The organism is Methylobacterium sp. SD274 (assembly GCF_017355285.1).
In the GTDB taxonomy this organism is placed as follows: domain Bacteria; phylum Pseudomonadota; class Alphaproteobacteria; order Rhizobiales; family Beijerinckiaceae; genus Methylobacterium.
Map to the genome: position 1 here is coordinate 1 of NZ_JADIJP010000015.1, position 17,291 is coordinate 17,291.

The following is a 17,291-nucleotide window of genomic DNA, read 5'->3' on the forward strand; positions in this document are numbered from 1 at the left end:
GCGCCCTGAACCATCCCCTGGCCCCCATTCTGGGTCATAGTCTGGGCCTGCGCCGGACCGGCCAGGGCCGCTGCCGTCAAGAGACCGGCGAGAAGGCCGGCGAGGGAGCGTGCGAGACGGATCATCGGGCCGCTCCGGTGCTGGGCGCGTTCGCCGGCGTTTCCGGCACCGGCGTCAGCGGACCCTTGCCGGAGAACCAGGAGAGCAGGTTGTCGACCACGAGTTGGCCCATGACCTCGCGGGTCTGGACGGAGCCGGAGCCCACATGCGGCAGCAGGACGACGCGTTCCAGGCCGAGGAAGGCCTCCGGCACCTCGGGCTCGGCGGCGAAGACATCGAGCCCCGCGCCGTGGATCGCGCCCGATCGCAGGGCCTCGATCAGCGCCGGCTCGTCGACGAGGCTGCCGCGGGCGACGTTGACGACGATCCCGTCGGGGCCGAGCGCCTCCAGGATCTCGGCATTGACGATCCCGTTCGTCTCCGGGCCGCCGGGCGCCACGATCATCAGGACGTCCACGGCCCGCGCCATCTCCAGCAGGGTCGGGTGGAAGGCATAGGATACGTCGTCCTGCCGGCGGCGGCCGTGATAGGAGAGGGCCACGCCGAACCCTTCGAGGCGGCGCGCGATGGCCCGCCCGATCCGGCCGAGGCCGAGGATGCCCACATGCCGGCCGCGCAGGGTCGCGGTCAGCGGGTAGGTCCGTGTCGGCCAGTGCCCGGCGCGCAGGTAGCGGTCCGCCTGCGGAATCTCGCGCACAGTCGCCAGGAGCAGCCCGAGGGCGAGGTCGGCCACCTCGTCGGAGAGCACGTCGGGCGTGTTCGTGACGACGATTCCCCGCTCCGCCGCGGCGCCGACATCGATCGTATCGTAGCCGACGCCGAAACTCGCCACGATCTCGAGTTGGGGCAGTTTCTCGATGAGGGTGCGGTCGACGGGGGCCTGCGCTCCGGTCGCCATGGCGCGGATGCGCGGTCCGATCTCGCGATAGAACGCGTCGGGATCGGGCGCGGTGTCGGCGCGGTGGAGGGTGAAGGCGCCCGCCAGCGCCTCCATCACGCTGGGCTGCATTGGCTTCAGGAGCAACAGGTCGGCAGGCTGCATGTCGCGCTCGTCATCCGTCCCCGGAAGTGGCCAAGAGAGGCGTGGCCATTAAACGATACGGCTGTAATCCGCCGTCCGGGCAGGGTCCAGCCATCGCGGCGGGTCCGCATCGGCCAAGGTCGCCATGCGGCGCGCGGGCGGCAGTCATGACCGCGATGCGCCGTGTGCGCCGGCCTACTTCCAAGCGGGCCTTTCGAACATTACTAAAGAGGGCGAGAGTCACTTATCCGCCCGCGATCCGATCAACGACGAAAACCGAAACAGCCACGCCATGACTGCCCCGCGCACCCTCTACGACAAGATCTGGGACGACCACGTGGTCGATGTCGAGCCGGACGGCACCAGCCTCCTCTACATCGACCGCCACCTCGTCCACGAGGTGACGAGCCCACAGGCCTTCGAGGGGCTGCGCGTGGCCGGACGGCGCGTGCGCCACCCGGAGAAGACCCTGGCCGTGGTGGACCACAACGTCCAGACCTCGGACCGCCGCTTCGGCATCGAGGATCCGGAGAGCCGCCTCCAGCTGGAGACGCTGGCCGAGAACGTGCGCGACTTCGGCATCGAGTTCTACGATGCCCTCGACCGCCGCCAGGGCATCGTCCACGTCATCGGCCCCGAACAGGGCTTCACCCTGCCGGGCCAGACCATCGTCTGCGGCGACAGCCACACCTCGACCCACGGCGCGTTCGGCGCGCTGGCGCATGGCATCGGCACCTCGGAGGTGGAGCACGTGCTCGCCACTCAGACGCTGCTGCAGCGCAAGGCCAAGAACATGCGCGTGACCGTGGACGGCACCCTGCCGCCGGGCGTCACCGCCAAGGACATCATCCTCGCCATCATCGGCGAGATCGGCACCGCCGGCGGCACCGGCTACGTCATCGAATATGCCGGCGAGGCGATCCGCGCCCTCTCGATGGAGGGGCGCATGACGATCTGCAACATGTCGATCGAGGGCGGCGCCCGCGCCGGCCTGGTGGCGCCGGACGCCATCACCTACGCCTACGTCAAGGATCGCCCCAAGGCCCCCAAGGGCGAGGCGTTCGAGCGGGCCCGCGCCTATTGGGACAGCCTCGCCACCGACGAGGGCGCCTTCTTCGACCGCGAGGTCCGCCTCGACGCGGCGAGCCTGCCGCCCCTGGTGAGCTGGGGCACCAGCCCCGAGGACGTGGTCTCGATCTCCGGGCTCGTGCCCGACCCGGCCGCCATCGCCGACGAGAACAAGCGCCAGTCGAAGGCGAAGGCCCTCGACTATATGGGCCTCACGCCGGGCACCAAGATCACCGACATCACCCTCGACCGGGTCTTCATCGGCTCCTGCACCAACGGCCGCATCGAGGACCTGCGCGCCGTGGCCAAGATGGTGGAGGGCCGCAAGGTCCACCCGTCGGTCTCGGCCATGGTGGTGCCGGGCTCCGGCGTGGTGAAGGCCCAGGCGGAAGCGGAAGGCATCGACCTCATCCTCAAGGAGGCCGGGTTCGATTGGCGCGAGCCGGGCTGCTCCATGTGCCTCGGCATGAATGCCGACCGCCTCAGCCCCAACGAGCGCTGCGCCTCCACCTCCAACCGCAACTTCGAGGGCCGCCAGGGCCATCGCGGGCGCACCCACCTCGTCTCCCCCGCCATGGCCGCCGCCGCCGCCGTGGCGGGCCGCTTCGTCGACATCCGCGAGTGGCGCGGCGAGGCCTGAGCGCCCAGCTTAGGCGGAATCCGCGAAACGGGCCGGAATCGCGATTGACGCGGCCGGCCCGTCCGCCTAAACGAACCTCCGCGTCGGCAAACATCTGCCGACCGGCCCAGGTGGCGGAATTGGTAGACGCGCTGGTTTCAGGTACCAGTCTTGCAAGAGGTGAAGGTTCGAGTCCTTTCCTGGGCACCATCAGTTGGCTAAGCCGCTGATCCGCAAAAAGCATTTCATTTTGAAGGGTTTTCTCCGCATCTGACTGTTCAACAGATGCGTTCAACATGCCCCTTCGGATGCCACGCCCGATGAGGCGTCAGTCAGCACGGCCCACCAACTTATCCAGCGTATCCCAGCTGACGTGCTCGACAGAGAGCGTAGCCTGACGTTGGCTATCCCTATCGGTACTCGTTCGTCACAAAGGTGATCTCAGCGAAGTACGTTCGCGTCTCGCTGCGCACTCGCGAACCGCAGGAAGCCAAGGTTCGGCAAGTAGTAGCAGTGGCGTACCTGGAGGCCGTATGGCCCTACGTGCGCGAAGGCCCCAAAGGGCTGATTCATAAAGAGGCTCTGGCGCTTGCAGGCGAGTTCTACTGCGCCCTTGCTGACACCCTGGAGGATGATCCGGGCACAGCGGAGCGGTGGCTACGGGCTGAAGTAGGAAACCTGAAGGCGAAGGTGGGCAGTTCGGACGTGCCGCACTGATGATCCTGTCAGACGTTGAGCTCCGTGCAAGGAGTATCAAGGAGTGTGCAGAGGGCTTCTCTGCGGGGTGCTCGGTCGCCGTGGTCTCATTATCGACCAACACAGCTGCCGTACGCTCAATGAGCACAATCTGGCAGCTCTACGGCAGGCCAGCCTTGTGCTGGGGCTTGGGTTAGAGGTTGGCCGAGCGCACCGAAGAGATCTGTCCCATGCTTGGCGGCACCGCTTCACGACTCTAGCTCGGGCTGCAAAGGTCAACGACAGCGTTGCGGATGCCATCGCGGGGGCACGCTCCTAACAGCGTGGCGAAGGCGTATGGTACGGTGCCCTTAATGACGATGAAGGATGCTCTGGAGCGCATAAAGATATAACTGCCCGCGCGCTTTTAGGTTGCCGCGGATAGGATGGGGTAGGAGTGTGCCTGTCAGACTGGCGGGCTAACTTAGCGCGCTTTTACGGGTATGATCGTGCACGCCTTCACAAGAGAAGCCCCTAAAGGGGTTGAATGGACGGATCGTAGAAGCGGTCCAGAGAACCCGGCAACTGGGACGATGCAACCCAATCTTATAATGTTCCAGAGAGAGGTTGAAATAAGCTCGTTTGGGTGAGGTGGAAATGACGTGCCGGTATCGCCTACATACTCTGATGGAGAGATGTATCTATTAGGCAAGCCTGCGGTTTGAACTCCATGTTCCCCTTCTTCTAAAACTGAATCTGGAGCATTGACAATCATATCCAAAATTTTAACATCCAATGAGTTGAGATTCTCAAGTATGCTGATAAAGGTTCGTCTCAACTCGATCCCGCTATCTAAGTTTGCGGCGTTAACCAGCAACCGCGCGTAAGCGTCTTGGAGCTCATCGTCTTCTTCAAGCGTTGCGGCTTCTAATAGTGGGACCGCGAAGTTCAGGGGAAGCCGCCGATTAGGTTCTGAGAGCCCCGCCTCTGCAAGAAACTGCTTTCCTCGTATAACTAGGCGCTGCTGACGCTCCCACCGAGCATATCGTAGCTTGTCATTTAATATGTCAGAAGCAGTTTCGAGGGGTGCAGCAATAAATCGTGAAATAAATCCACCTGCGTCACGGGCTGCCTTGATGGCTTCGCCTGATGCCTTCGCGACTTCCTGAACAGCTTTTGCTTCTTCATTAAGCGGCATAATTGCAAACCCTTCATCGCGTGAAGTATGAGATATTACGGTGTTGTCAGGGGTTGCAAGGTCGTAGAGGCTTCCACGCGCTCGTTTAATTCGTGTCCAGCGTGCTCCTTCACTCATTCCAGGTGACGCTCTCGTGCCGCGCCACGGTCATCTCCAGCGCCTGCCATAGCTCCATATTCGCCACTGACTTCCCGCCGGCGGCCTTCCAGCCAGGAAGCCATCCGGTGATGCCCTGGATGACATACTTGCTATCACCCAGCATGGTGACCACGGCACTGAGGCTGAGAGCTCCACAGGTGCCCTAGCGCGCGATGTCAACGAAGCGCGGGCGCGCGTTGTGCGGTGTCAGCGGCGAAGCGGGTCAGGGCGGACGGCTCATGCACGGATCCCGGTGGCTTGACGCTCCGAGCGTCCGCCGGCCAAGCTCTCGGGAATTGCGAGCCGGCGTCGGGGCATTCCCCGCCGACGCCGACGTCCCCCTCTCGAGAGACCCTTCCAGAATGCGTCTTCCCCGTTTCCGCCGCGCCACCGGCCGGCTGCTTGCCCTCCTCGGCCTTGTCGTGTCCTTGCTCGTCTCGGCTCCGCTCATGCCGGCCCGTGCCGCCGAGGCGGTCTTTCCGCCTGCCGGCGGGATCGGTCTGGTTCCACCCGCCGGGATGACGTTGGCCAAGAGCTTCGCCGGTTTCGAGCATCCCTCCGGCGCCTCCATCGTCATCGTCGCGATGCCGGCCGAGGCGTATGGGCAGCTCGCCGAAAAGTTCACCCCCGATTCCCTGCGCGCGACGGGCTTCGCCGCCGTGGGAGCGGCCGAGCCGCTGCCGGTCGCCGGCGGCGAGGGCCGGGTCCTGCGTGGCAGCCAGTCGGCCAGGGGGATCGCCTATACCAAGTGGGTCGCGGTGGTGCGGGGCGGGGATGGCACCGGCCTCGTCACCGTGCAGGTTCCGGAAGCGGCCCGTGGGCAGGTGCCGAACCAGGCGGTGGAGGCGGCGCTGGGCACGATCGCCTTCCGCTCCCCCGGCAGCGTCGCCGACCAGATCGCGGCCATGCCCTATTCGGTGGGGGACCTGGCCGGGTTCCGCCCGGTGCGGACGCTGATGGGAAACACCCTTCTGCTCACCGACGGCCCCAAGGACGTCGATCCCGAAGGCACCCAGCCGCTCGTCATCGTGGCGCCTTCCCTGGGGAAGGCTCCGGTCGCGACCGGCCAGCAGAGCGCCTTCGCCCGCAAGGCGCTGGGCACAATCCGCGAGGTGAAGGACATCGCGGTCACCGACGAGAGCCGCACCACCGAGGGCGGCGCGGTCGTCATCCGCCTGCGGGCCACCGGCAAGGACGTCCGGTCCGGCCGTCAGGTCGGGGTGACCCAGACGATCCGCTTCGAGGGCAAGACCTACCTGCGCGTCATCGGTCTCGCCGGCGCGGACCAGCCGGACGCCCTCGCGCGGGCCGAGCGCGTCGCCGCCTCGGTGGTTCCGCGCTGATCAGGCGGGGCGGTATGGGGACGCGCTCATCACGGTCCGCCCCTGCCTCTTAGGGTTGCCCCCGCGATCCCGGGGCGGCTAGACATCCCTGCGACCGGAACGCCGCACGTCACCGGGCCGGTCGCCGCCTCTTCCCCGTCTCGCGAGGAGCCACGATGCAGAGACCCAAGGATCGCAGTATCGCCCTCTCCGGGTCCGCTGCATGAGGGTCGTCCGCGCGGCGCGCCTCCACCTGAAGGAGGGGGCTTCCGACAAGGTCTACGAGGTGGACCTCGTGGAGAACGACGCGGTCGCAGCACCGGAGCGGTTCCTCGTCAACATCCGCTACGGACGACGCGGCGCGATCCTGCGTGAGGGATCGAAGACGGCGCAGCCGATCTCGGCCGATGCCGCCGCGAAAGTGTTCGACAGCGTCGTCGTCGCGAAGATCAACGGCGGCTACCGCCGGAGCGACCAGCCCGTAGCGTCATCCGTGACGGGCGCGGCCGGGGCCCCGGCCGAGGGCCGCGACGGCATCCTTCTCGCGCGGCTGGCATCCTGCTGGCGCTGGCCGTGGCCGGAGAAGGATCGCGAGCGCCTGCTCTGGCGCATCGGCCAGCTCCGCATCGCGCAAGCGGAGCCGGATCTCGTCGCCCTGGTGCGGGATGTCGGGCCGGCGGGGGCGAGCTACGCCCTGGTCTGGGCGCTGGCCCGCGCCGTGGGGGGCAAGGCGGCACCGATCCTCGAGGCCGTGGCGGCCGAAACGAGCAGCGTCGTGATCCGCGACCTCGCCCGCTTCGCCCTGGTCTCGCCGCTGATGGGCACGCAACGACGCCCCTCGGGCGAAGAGGCGGACCTGCCGGAGGCGGTCGCCCGGCCGGCCCGCGCCGGCGACGCGGACGGCCTCGTCGCCGCGCTGACCGCCCTCGCCAGGGGCAAGCCCCTCGCCGTCGGGCCGACGCTGGTGGCGCTCGGCCGCTGCGCGCAGGACGATGTAGCGCTGCATGCCTGCCTCTGCGCCGCGCTCCCGCGCTTGGCCCCCCGGCCGCCCTACCTCATCGGCCTGCGCCGCCTCTTCAAACATGCCGAGATGGCCGACGATGCCGGCCTCTTCGGCGCCACCGCCCTCCGGCTCGAGAGCGCGAAGGCGATGTACAAATCCGGCGACCCCATGGTCTACTCGGCCGAGTTGCGGCGGCAATTCGTGGTGCGCGATGAACGGGGCGGTCCGGACGCGCGGATCGGCCTGTCCTCGGCCACTTCGCTCTACCTCAAGCGCCGGATCTGGCGGGCCCTGCGCAAGCGCGGCGAGGTCGGCGATCCGGCCTTCGCCGAAATGGCGTCCGGCCTGCTGCTGAGGTTGCGGCCCGAGGATCTGGGCCAGCGCACGGTCTCGACCCTGTGGCGGCGTCAGGCGAACGGCGCCTGGGGCCGCGAGCCTCGCCTGCGCGGCCCCCTCGCGACCCAATGGGCGGCGAGCCATCTCCTGTTCCGCCATGCCCCGCAGGCACGGCCGCGCTCGGGCTCGGCCACGTTCTTCCTCGATGCCGATACCGACCTCGACTCGCGGGACGAGGCCTTCCCCGATCTCTGGAGCGCCCGGCCCGACCTTGCCCTCCGTCTCGCCACGGAGGGGCGGATCGACCCCGTGGCGATGCTGGGACTGCGCGTCCTGCGGGCCGACGCCGCCGCCTGCGCCGCCCTCGATGCCGCCGCGATCGGTCGCCTGCTCGGCGCGACTCTGCCCGCCGTCGCCGCCCTCGGCCTGGAAATCGCGCGGGAGCGGCTCGCCCGGGGCGGGGCCGATCCCGAACTCCTCGCCGTCCTGGTCCAGGCCCGGTTCCCTGAGGCGCGGATGCTCGCCCTGCGGCGGATCGAGGCCGAGGCGGATTTGCCCTGGTCGAACGTGGCGCTGGCCTTCGCGCTGCTCACGAGTGCCGCGCCGGAGGTCGAGGCGGCGCTCCTCCCCCTCGCCCGCGAGCGCGGGCTTCCGGCCGGCGTCGCCGGGCCTTTGGCCGAGCGGCTGGTGGCATGGCTGCGGGCGATGCCGCCGGTCCTCGACGCGGAGGCGGCGGCATCGATCCGGGCCATGCGCGCGGGCCTGCCGCTGCTCTGGCCGGACCACGACATGCCGGTGGACGGGCAGGACATCGCCGCGTTGATGGCGCATCCTGCCCCGGAGATGATGGCTGCGGGCGTCGCGCTGCTGGCCTTGTCCGGCACCGATGCCGATGGCCTGCCCGCCGAGCAATGGTACGCCCTGATCGGCTCGGACTCCCTGGACGTGCGGGACGCCGCCATCGGCCTCCTGTCGCGCCTCGACGACGCCCGGCTCCGCCGGCACGCCGACCCCATCCTCGCCTTCGCCTCCGGTCCTTCGCCCATTCTGCGAACGGCGGCGCGGCCCCTGGTGAAGCGCCTGGTCGATGCCGATCCGGCCAGCGCCGGCCCGCTGGCGCAAGCCCTCATCGCGAGCCTGTTCCGCACCGCGCCGGACGACCGGTTCGTCGCCGACATCGTCGCGCTCCTGGGCGAGGCGATGCCCGGGGAACTCGCTGCCCTCGACGCCGGCACCCTGTGGCGCCTCCTCCAGGCGCAGGCCAAGGGCGCGCAGCGCCTCGGGGCGATCGTGCTGGCCGAGCGGGCGCCGGGCCTCTTCAGCGTGCGCCAGATCGCGCGGCTCGGGGGCCATTCGCATCTCGCCGTGCGGCAATGGGCGATGGCCGCTTATCTCGCCGAGCCTTCCCGCTTCCAGGCCGAGGCGGCCGAGGCCGTCCTCCTCGTCGAGAGCGACTGGCCGGAGACCTTCGCCTTCGCGGAGAGCCATTTCGCGACCTGGCCGGAGGAGGCCTGGACGCCGGAGGCGCTTTCCATCGTCACCGACAGCGTCAAGCCGGAGGTCCTGGCCTTCGCCCGCCGGCTCCTGCGCAGCCGGCTGCGGCCGGGGGAGGCGGATGCCCAGATCCTGCGCCTCCTCGAACATCCCTCGCCCTCGATGCACCTCCTGGTGACGGAGCTCCTGACGGCGCAGGCGGTGGCCAGCGAAGACGCCTTCGCCCGTCTCGTGCCGCTCGCCCGCATCGTCATGCTGCAGGTGCTGACGGGGCGGACCGCCAAGGACAGGATGGCCGCCTTCCTGAAGGGGGAGGCCCTGCGCAGCCTGGAGCGGGCGCAAGGTTTGCTGCCCCTCTTCGCCGACCTGTCCCTGAGCGTCACGGCGCGCGACCGGAACGCCGCGATCCTGGCGCTTCGCGACATCGCCGACGCCTATCCGGATCTCGAGACGCCCCTCGTCCGGCGCCCCTCCGTGGCACGGCCCGCCCCCGGATCCCTGTCGGAGGGTGCCCGATGAACGTCGTCCATCGCTACCTCGGCGAGAGCCGCGCCGTCACGGAAGGGGGAACGACGCGGCTCGGCTTCGCGCCCGATACCTTGCGCGCGCCGACCTTCTTCAACGGACGGGTCGCCCGCCACCTGCCGTTCCGCGAGGCGATCTCGGCCCTGCACCACGTCGTGGTGTCGGACCTGCGCTTCAAGCCGAAGGACCGCAGCGCCTATTTCGCCTGGCTGCAGGCCAACGAGCAGCAGCTTCTCGCCGAAGCGCTGGCCGGCAGAGACGAGCTGGAGGCCGAGATCGAGTCCCTGCGCCGCGAACTCAGGGACATCGATGCCGCGTCCCAGACGGTGATGCGGCCGTTCTACAAGGCGCGGCAGCTTTATTTCGACCGCCTCTACAAGGAGGATCTCGACGCCTGGATCGTCCTCGACCCGGTCATCACCGTGCATCCGGACGAGATTTTCTTCGAGTGTTTCAGCCTCGACGAATCCACCTACGGGCGCCTCTCCTGCGACCACGACGTGTTCGAGCGCATGGGCGAGATGGCCTTTGGCACCACCAACATCGATTACAGCCACGCTCTGTACGACGAGTTCCAGAAGATCCGCAGCGACCGGGACACCGAACTCGCCATCGACCCCTCCGGCTTCTCGGTGCAGACCAGCGGCACGGAGGAATACCGCGAGGACAAGATCGATCTGCCCGATTCCTGGATGCGGGGCTTCCTGCAGGTCTCGAGCGCCATGGCGCAGCCCGCCTGCGTGGTCGATCTCCACCCCGTCGACATGCACGCGATCCTCACCCGGCTCGCCGCCCGCCGGGAGCGGCACGGCCCGCGCTCCCTGCGCTTCCTGCTCGAACCGGACCGGCCGGTGAGCGTGCTGATCGAACCCTGGAACGAGCGGCTGACCTTCCGGCGCTCGATCTACCGGGGATCGGCGAGCGCCGAGATCCGGCTCTGGGGCCGTCGGCGGCTGGCGATCCTCGCCCGCGCCCTGCCGCTCGCCAGATCGGTGCGCCTCCATCTCCTCGGCACCGGTCTGCCCTCCTTCGCGGTGGTCGATTACGGCGGCCTGCGCTTCACCCTCGGCCTGTCCGGCTGGACCGCCAACGACTGGTCCCGCGCCGGCCAGTTCGACCTTCTCGCGCCCCGCACGGATGTCGATGCGGGCACCGCCGCGCGGGTCTTCGCGGCGCTCGGCCGCCATCTCTTCGCCGATGCCGGGACCCTCGCCGCCGAGACCGGCCTCGACCGGGCGACGGTGGAGGCCGCGCTCGGCGGCTACGTCCAGGCCGGCCGCGTCATGTTCGACCTCGACAAGCGGGTGTTTCGCCTGCGCGAACTCACCCGCGAGCCCCTCGACGCGGGCGCCCTGCGCTTCGCCTCGGAGCAGGAGGCCAAGGCCGACCGTTTCGTCGCCGCCGGGCTGGTGACCCTCGGCCCCATCACCCGCGCCGAGGGCCGGCGCAGCCTCACCGGCTCCGTGTTGGACGACGGCCGGGCCATGGCGACCGCCGTCGAGATCGACGCGGACGACCGCATGGTCGGAGGCCACTGCACCTGCGGCTTCTACATCCGCAACAAACTGATGCGCGGCCCCTGCGAGCACATGCTGGCCCTGCGCCGCATCGTCCACGCGCAGGTCGAGGGCAAGCCGATGAGGAGTCAGGCGTGAGGAACCGCGTCGGGAACCGATTGATGCCCTCCCCGGCATGCTTTAAGCTTCTTCCCTTGAGGGACGTCGGGCGGAGCGGACCTTGCATTCTGGGCGGCGTTTCGCCGTCCCTGCACCCTGCCCGGCAAAGCGTCACTGGCCCGCTCTTCACTGGGCCGGCACAGACCCCTACCGCGCGCTTTCTGTTTGGGTTCCCTGAACCCAATCGCGCGGTAGGGGTCGTGCCGGCATCGAGTGGACCGGACCAGTCCCGAGACTTGACGAAGGCTTTCCGCCCGGCGTCCCTCATTCGTCCTCCCGTGCGGGCGAGCCGCCCATGAGCGTCCAGCCCGGCTCGCTCACCCGGCAGCAGCTCTACGACCGCATCCGCGAGAGCTCGAAGGACGAGGTCGTCCTCGAAGAGATGATCCGGCTCGGCTACTGGCCGGCCGGGACGGATCAGCCGAACCTCCCCGAGGACGTCATCCGCCGAAGGGGCGAGCTCACCCGCGAACTGACGGAGCTGCATCGGAGCGCGGCGCTCTGGAAGAATCCGGACGCCGCCCTCAAGGCGATGCACAAGCGCCGGAAGAAGGCGGCCCTGGAACGGCGGCGCGAAACCAAGCTCAACGGCGCACGCGGGCGGCACGAACGCGCGCTCGCCTGGCACGGGCGCCGGAACCGGGAGATCCTTTATCTCGGCGAGGGCGTCTCGGCGGGGCTCTCGGGGGGAGACGCCGGGGCGTCGCGAGCCGACGGCTTGCCGGACCTGGCGAGCCCCGTCGCGGTGGCCGAGGCCATGGGGATCGGCCTCGGAGAGCTGCGCTTCCTCGCCTATGATCGGGCGCTCGCCACGGTGAGCCATTACCAGCGTTTCACCATCCCGAAGAAGACCGGTGGGCTGCGTGCCATCTCGGCGCCGATGCCCCGGCTCAAGCGGGCGCAATACTGGATTCTCGATGCCGTGCTCGCCCATGCGGGCATCCACGAGGCCGCCCACGGCTTCGTTCCGGGTCGCTCGATCCTGACGAACGCCGCCCTTCATGTGGGGCGGGACGTGGTGGTCAACCTCGACCTCAAGGACTTCTTCCCGACGCTGGATTACCGCCGGATCAAGGGCAAGTTCCGGGGCCTCGGCTATGCCGAGCCGGTGGCTACGGTGCTCGCCCTGCTCTGCACCGAGCCGGACGTGGACGAGGTCGAGATCGACGGGCAGCGTCTCTACGCGGCGCGCGGACCGCGCCGCCTGCCCCAGGGGGCGCCCACGAGCCCGGCTCTCACCAACCTCGTCTGCACCCGCCTCGACGCGCGGCTCACCGGCCTCGCCGCGTCGCTCGGCTTCACCTACACCCGCTACGCCGACGACATGACCTTCTCGGCCTCGGGCGAGGCCGCGGGCAAGACCGGCGCGCTCCTCAAATACGTGCACGAGATCGTCGCCGGGGAAGGCTTCACAATCCATCCCGACAAGACGCGGGTGATGCGGCGGGGGCGGCACCAGGAGGTCACCGGGCTCACGGTGAACGAGCGGGTCGCGGTGCCGCGCGAGACCCTGCGCCGGTTCCGCGCCCTGCTGCACGGCATCGAGGGGCACGGACCCGCCGGCCGCCGCTGGGGCCGGAGCGAGGGGCAGGCGGTGCTCGCGGCGGCTTTGGGCTTTGCCCGCTTCGTCCGGATGGTCACGCCCGAAGCCGGTGCTCCCCTGGTCGCGCAGGCGCGGCGGCTCGCCGAGAAATACGGGGCGCCGCAGCAATCGGCCCAGCCCCGGATCACCCCCTTCCGCGCGCAATCCGCGCGGGGCGTGCCGCCGCGCGAGGGCTGGTGGAGCCCGGCCGAACGCCCGCCGCCGCAGCCCGATCCCATCCTGCTCGAGGCCGAGCGGCCCGCCAGAAGCGTGCCCGGACGAAGCGGCCTGCCCTCCATCGGCCGTCGCCCCGAGCCGGCCGCCGACCAGCCGCGTCCCGGATCGCCGCCCGGCGGCGATGTCGGAGAGGACACGCCGCTGAAGCCCTGGATGGTGGTGCTCGGCGTGTTCGTCCTGTTCCAGGCCGGCGCCATCGTGCACCCGGTCCTGGGATTGCTGGTGCTCGCCGCTTCACTCGTGATCGCAATCCGGCGTTGGCTCCGCCGCCGGCGCGGCAGGTGATCACGGGGCGCTCTAAAGGTGCGGCAAGGCCTCACATCTGACAAAGCCATATTCGATGCATGGTCTGCCGAGGCTGGACGGCTCGAAACAGACCCGCTCTTACACATCCCGGCGCCGAACATCTCTGACTCGTATCCCTAAAACCCGAGCGGGGTTGTGCGGACGTCGTCGCGCAGCCTGATTTACCTGAGAAAATAGAAATATAACTCGCTGCTGGCCAATCAAGACTGTAGATATGGGGTTTTTTGAGTCATTATCTGCGTTATAATTTCGTTAATCGGCTTTATATATTACGCATGGCATCAATCGTTGCTGATCAAGGCGGGTGCCCGTGAGGAATAAGATTTTTGCACTCATGGCTGTGTCGCTCGTCGTGCTGTGCTCGACACTCGCGATATACATCGGCGCGTTTACGCTACGGCCGATGGCGCGGGACGCCGCAATGACTTCGGCCATGACCGGCATCGCCCGATCCGTCGAAATGTTCATGGTTTCGACAAAGAAATTCAACGCCGAGTTCGAACAGGCCTCTTCCAAACAAGATAAGGACGCTGTCCGAGAGACGTGGACGACGACGATCCGCGCCGTCGACGACGCTGTCATCCATGATTTTGGCCCCGACAATCTGCGTGTCCGCCTCGTGAATGATCCCGCCATCACGGGCATACCATCGTCGGGCGGAACCGCGACGGCGGTCGAAACGGATTTTGAGCGAAAAGCTCTGCAGCAGTTCATCGACGGTCGCAATGAACCGATCGTCACCGAGGAAGACGGCTTCCTCAAGATTTCGGCTCCACTTCCGGCCTCCGCACATCCGGGATGTGCGAACTGTCATGACTTACCGGTCGGATCGAAGACCGTTCTGGGGTCCATCAATGCGTATGCCCCGCTGAAATCGGCGATCGCAAAATCCGACAGCGAGGCGAGGACCGTCGCTTCCGTTCTCGCCATCATGATTACGCTGGTGTTCGGCTGCCTGTTCTGGCTCATCCACAAGCTCGTCATCGTCAGGGTTCAAGCCGTGACCAAGACCATGCTCGATCTGGCCCGCGGCGACATCCATGTCGCGATTCCCTTCAGCAAAGGGCGGGACGAACTCGCGCGGATGGGCCAGGCCATCAACGTTTTCCGCGAGAATGCATCGCAACGCCAACGCCTCGAAGCCGAGGCGCGGGCCGATGAGCAGATGCGCATTCGGCATCAATCGAAAACCGAAGAACTGATTGACGACTTCCGGAACCATGTCGGCTCCTTGCTGAAAAAGACGACGTCGGATGCCGCCCGAATGCAGGCTACTGCGGCAAGTCTTGGCGGGATCGCGGCAGCATCCCTCAGCAAAGCCAATGAAGCGACTGACGCGGCCAACGAGTCGGCAGACAGCGTGAGCACGGTTGCGGACTCGGCGAGCAGGATTGCCCTGTCGATCAACGAGGTTGCCGACCGTGTCTCTTACTCCGCCGAAGTGGTTGGCCGCGCAAGCCAGAGTGCCTTGTCCAGCAACACGATGATTGCGGGCCTTTCCCAGGCCGCGGCCCGCATCGGTGACGTGGTTCAGGTCATCTCAACGATCGCCCGACAGACCAATCTGCTGGCGTTGAATGCAACCATCGAAGCGGCGCGCGCGGGCGATGCCGGTAAGGGGTTCGCTGTGGTGGCGAGTGAGGTCAAGCAATTGGCCGAACAGACCTCCGCCGCCACCCAGGAAATTGCCAAGCAGGTGGATGGCATCCAGACATCGACCCGGGACTCCGTCGTCGCGATCGAAGCCATCACGGTGTCGATGCACGAGGCCAACGCGTGCATGAGCCTGATCGCACAGTCGATCTCTCAGCAGGGCGCGGCCACGAAAGGGATCAGCGACAGCGCGCTCGGCGCCTCGGAGGGGACGGCGCGGGTCACCAACGCCATGGAGGAGTTGGTGGGCGCTGCGAACTTGACGACGGTGGCCTCCGGAAACGTCGCCAGCGTCGCGACCGAACTGGTGTCCGCGAATGAAGATCTCGCGAGCACGGTGGAGACCTTCCTCCGGTCCGTGGTCGCGTCTCGCTGATCGGGCGAATGGTCCCCGGATGAGGGATACGGGTCGCTCCTGAAGACCGGGCATGTTCGCCCTGGCGCTCGGGATGGCCACGGCGAGCGGGCCCCCATGTCGGCGGGACAGCCCGAATCCATCCTGGTGGAGGTACCAACCCCTAGACGTCCGAGATGGGTGAGGGCGGGCGCTGAGCCTTTGCCTTGAAACGGACATTCCGCTCCCGGCCCATGCCAGTCGTTACGATGAAGTCGGCGCTTCCCCAAAGCGATCGCCATCGTGTGCTTTGAGAACGTCGACGATGCCTCGATCGACGATGTCCCCCACGGCAGCGCGGTACTCGGAGGGCTTCCCCTGGATCAAGTCGATCCGTGCAAAAGGCATGATGATTTCCTCGGGCAAGATTGCGGTCGGCCCCCCACCGGGACCGACCGCTTTGCGCTCACGTCCGGTTGTCGATCTCCGGCACACCGCTGCTCCTGTCCGCATAGGCAGCGATAAAGGCCGGCCGAGACTGCCAGCGCTGCCAGAAGGCATCGAGATGCTCGAAGCGCTCATCGAGTGGAGTGGCGTTCACCGGGAACTTGGAGAACGCGATGGCCGTCGCCAACGTGATGTCCGAGAACGTCGGCTGATCGCCGCCCAGCAGCCACGCACGGCCGTCGGAGAGGTGCCGGTCAACCAAGCCGGCATGCGCCAGGGCCACCTTGCGGGAGTGCTCGCCCCAGGCCGGATTGCTGGTCAGTTCGAGCTTCGGGCCCAGACCCTGATGCAGGACATGGAATGCAGTGACGATGGGATAGAGGATGTGCACCCACACCCGGTTGTCCCACATCTGATCAAGGCCACGCTCATGCGCCGTTTCGCCCATGATCTTGCGGCCTTCGAACGTGTCGTCGAGGTAGCGAGCGATGGCGGAGGTCTCGCTCAAGTAAGAGCCATCGGCGAGCGCGAGGGTCGGTGTCTCGCCCCAAGCGTTCATCTTCAGGTGCTTCCAACCCCGCTGCTCGCCGACCGGTGACATGTCGTAGACCGTCTCGTCGAAGTGATCGGCGATGCCCTTCTCGTGCATGAAAATCCGCAGGCGCTGCGGGTTCGGGAAGGCCGAGGGTGAGGTGAAGAGCTTGAGCTTGTCGGACATCGTTGTCTCGCTTTCCTAAGGGTTTTGCCTGTCTGTCAGATGACAGACATCGAACTACGACCGATATCTTGTGTCGTCAACCCCTGTCTGCCATATGACAGGAGGAGGTTGAGAATGGCAGCGACGTTGAAGAGGGATGTGCGTGAGGCGATCCTCGTGGCCGCGAGGGAAGCAGCGATGGCCTATGGATACGGCGGCATCAATTTCCGCGACCTCGCTCAGGCCGTTGGCATCAAGGCCGCCAGCATCAACTACTACTTCGCCAATAAGGCCATCCTCGGCGAGGCAGTCGCGCGCCGCTATTGGGAAGACATTGCCCGCGATCTTGAAGCTATTTCAACGGATGCGCAAAGTCCGATGGAAGCGCTGCGGCAATACCCCAGCATTTTTCGTCTCTCTCTGGAGCGCAATAATCGCATGTGCCTCAGCAGCTTCATGGCGACAGAGTATGACGCGTTGCCTGAGCAGGTTCTGAAGGAGGTCCAGTCTTTTGCAGGCGTCAATACGGCATGGCTACGCGAGCAGCTCGTTGCTGCAAAACTAGTCGAGGCGAAGGACGGGAATACGAGAGCCCTTGCCATCTATGCTGCTGTAGCCGGAGCTCAGATCATCGCTCGAAGCCGTTCGGATATAAATCTGTTCGACTCGTTGGTCAGGAGCTATCGAGAGACAGGACTCCTTCCGAACTGATCAAAAGCCCGCACGAAGACAAGGTCCGCTTCCATGCTTGGTCGATCGTAAGCGGTCAGGCTTAAATCCACCGATTCCAGTCGTACTCTCTGGCTCGCTGGGCCGCCTGGAAGCAGACCTTCCCAGCGTCTGCCAAGGGTCGTGAGCGAACGGTAACAACCGTGAAATTTCCGCCCCTTGCCTGCCGGC

The 17,291-nt window shown here is 66.9% G+C and carries 12 protein-coding genes and 1 tRNA gene; 9 read left to right on the forward strand and 4 right to left on the reverse strand.

Translation table 11 applies throughout. The features are described from left to right. Window positions 1-121 precede the first annotated feature (121 nt). Window positions 122-1,102: a 2-hydroxyacid dehydrogenase gene (locus tag IPV08_RS13955; protein ID WP_207412293.1), complete on the reverse strand. Its 981-nt coding sequence runs from the start codon at window positions 1,100-1,102 to the stop codon at window positions 122-124. A 271-nt stretch (window positions 1,103-1,373) separates the two neighbouring features. On the opposite strand from IPV08_RS13955, the gene leuC reads away from it, so the two are divergent. The 3 genes from leuC (at window position 1,374) to IPV08_RS13970 (ending at window position 3,485) form a co-directional block, all read left to right on the forward strand. Beyond that, window positions 1,374-2,789 (forward strand): 3-isopropylmalate dehydratase large subunit, encoded by a 1,416-nt coding sequence (leuC, locus tag IPV08_RS13960; protein WP_056421992.1) that lies wholly within the window; start codon window positions 1,374-1,376, stop codon window positions 2,787-2,789. 104 nt (window positions 2,790-2,893) lie between these two features. Further along, window positions 2,894-2,978, forward strand: a tRNA-Leu gene (locus tag IPV08_RS13965). Between the two features lie 225 nt (window positions 2,979-3,203). After that, window positions 3,204-3,485 carry a hypothetical protein gene (locus IPV08_RS13970; protein WP_207412294.1) on the forward strand — a complete coding sequence of 94 codons (282 nt, stop codon included), beginning with the start codon at window positions 3,204-3,206 and terminating at the stop codon, window positions 3,483-3,485. Between the two features lie 442 nt (window positions 3,486-3,927). Here the strand turns inward: IPV08_RS13970 and IPV08_RS13975 are convergent, their stop codons facing one another. Beyond that, on the reverse strand, window positions 3,928-4,758 hold the full coding sequence (locus IPV08_RS13975; protein WP_207412295.1) for an Abi-alpha family protein: 831 nt from the start codon (window positions 4,756-4,758) through the stop codon (window positions 3,928-3,930). Then, the gene (locus IPV08_RS13980; RefSeq protein ID WP_207412296.1) at window positions 4,751-4,903 is read right to left on the reverse strand and encodes an RNase H family protein; all 153 of its coding nucleotides are present in this window, start codon (window positions 4,901-4,903) and stop codon (window positions 4,751-4,753) included. The genes IPV08_RS13975 and IPV08_RS13980 overlap by 8 nt, the downstream gene beginning before the upstream one ends. A gap of 238 nt (window positions 4,904-5,141) precedes the next feature. Between IPV08_RS13980 and IPV08_RS13985 the strand changes: the two genes are divergently transcribed. The 5 genes from IPV08_RS13985 (at window position 5,142) to IPV08_RS14005 (ending at window position 15,289) form a co-directional block, all read left to right on the forward strand. Next, window positions 5,142-6,122, forward strand: a complete 981-nt coding sequence (locus IPV08_RS13985; RefSeq protein WP_207412297.1) for a hypothetical protein — start codon at window positions 5,142-5,144, stop codon at window positions 6,120-6,122. A 202-nt stretch (window positions 6,123-6,324) separates the two neighbouring features. Next, window positions 6,325-9,453, forward strand: a complete 3,129-nt coding sequence (locus tag IPV08_RS13990) for a hypothetical protein (protein WP_207412298.1) — start codon at window positions 6,325-6,327, stop codon at window positions 9,451-9,453. Then, window positions 9,450-11,114: an SWIM zinc finger family protein gene (locus IPV08_RS13995; RefSeq protein WP_207412299.1), complete on the forward strand. Its 1,665-nt coding sequence runs from the start codon at window positions 9,450-9,452 to the stop codon at window positions 11,112-11,114. The genes IPV08_RS13990 and IPV08_RS13995 overlap by 4 nt, the downstream gene beginning before the upstream one ends. 316 nt (window positions 11,115-11,430) lie before the next feature. After that, window positions 11,431-13,239: a reverse transcriptase family protein gene (locus IPV08_RS14000; protein ID WP_207412300.1), complete on the forward strand. Its 1,809-nt coding sequence runs from the start codon at window positions 11,431-11,433 to the stop codon at window positions 13,237-13,239. A gap of 355 nt (window positions 13,240-13,594) precedes the next feature. Next, window positions 13,595-15,289 (forward strand): HAMP domain-containing methyl-accepting chemotaxis protein, encoded by a 1,695-nt coding sequence (locus IPV08_RS14005; protein ID WP_207412301.1) that lies wholly within the window; start codon window positions 13,595-13,597, stop codon window positions 15,287-15,289. A 424-nt stretch (window positions 15,290-15,713) separates the two neighbouring features. Here IPV08_RS14005 and IPV08_RS14010 read toward each other — a convergent pair whose 3' ends face one another. Then, complete coding sequence (locus IPV08_RS14010) at window positions 15,714-16,412, reverse strand: glutathione S-transferase C-terminal domain-containing protein (RefSeq protein WP_207412302.1); 699 nt, start codon at window positions 16,410-16,412, stop codon at window positions 15,714-15,716. A gap of 114 nt (window positions 16,413-16,526) precedes the next feature. Between IPV08_RS14010 and IPV08_RS14015 the strand changes: the two genes are divergently transcribed. Continuing rightward, window positions 16,527-17,102, forward strand: coding sequence for a TetR/AcrR family transcriptional regulator (locus IPV08_RS14015; RefSeq protein ID WP_207412303.1), 576 nt, complete (start codon window positions 16,527-16,529; stop codon window positions 17,100-17,102). Window positions 17,103-17,291 lie beyond the last annotated feature (189 nt).

Coding starts and splice junctions, on each gene's coding strand:
- IPV08_RS13985 (WP_207412297.1), top strand. CDS start 5,142: ATGCGTCTTCCCCGTTTCCGCCGCGCCACCGGCCGGCTGCTTGCCCTC.
- IPV08_RS14015 (WP_207412303.1), top strand. CDS start 16,527: ATGGCAGCGACGTTGAAGAGGGATGTGCGTGAGGCGATCCTCGTGGCC.
- IPV08_RS13980 (WP_207412296.1), bottom strand. CDS start 4,903: ATGCTGGGTGATAGCAAGTATGTCATCCAGGGCATCACCGGATGGCTT.
- IPV08_RS14010 (WP_207412302.1), bottom strand. CDS start 16,412: ATGTCCGACAAGCTCAAGCTCTTCACCTCACCCTCGGCCTTCCCGAAC.
- IPV08_RS13995 (WP_207412299.1), top strand. CDS start 9,450: ATGAACGTCGTCCATCGCTACCTCGGCGAGAGCCGCGCCGTCACGGAA.
- IPV08_RS13955 (WP_207412293.1), bottom strand. CDS start 1,102: ATGCAGCCTGCCGACCTGTTGCTCCTGAAGCCAATGCAGCCCAGCGTG.
- IPV08_RS14000 (WP_207412300.1), top strand. CDS start 11,431: ATGAGCGTCCAGCCCGGCTCGCTCACCCGGCAGCAGCTCTACGACCGC.
- leuC (WP_056421992.1), top strand. CDS start 1,374: ATGACTGCCCCGCGCACCCTCTACGACAAGATCTGGGACGACCACGTG.
- IPV08_RS13990 (WP_207412298.1), top strand. CDS start 6,325: ATGAGGGTCGTCCGCGCGGCGCGCCTCCACCTGAAGGAGGGGGCTTCC.
- IPV08_RS14005 (WP_207412301.1), top strand. CDS start 13,595: ATGGCTGTGTCGCTCGTCGTGCTGTGCTCGACACTCGCGATATACATC.
- IPV08_RS13975 (WP_207412295.1), bottom strand. CDS start 4,758: ATGAGTGAAGGAGCACGCTGGACACGAATTAAACGAGCGCGTGGAAGC.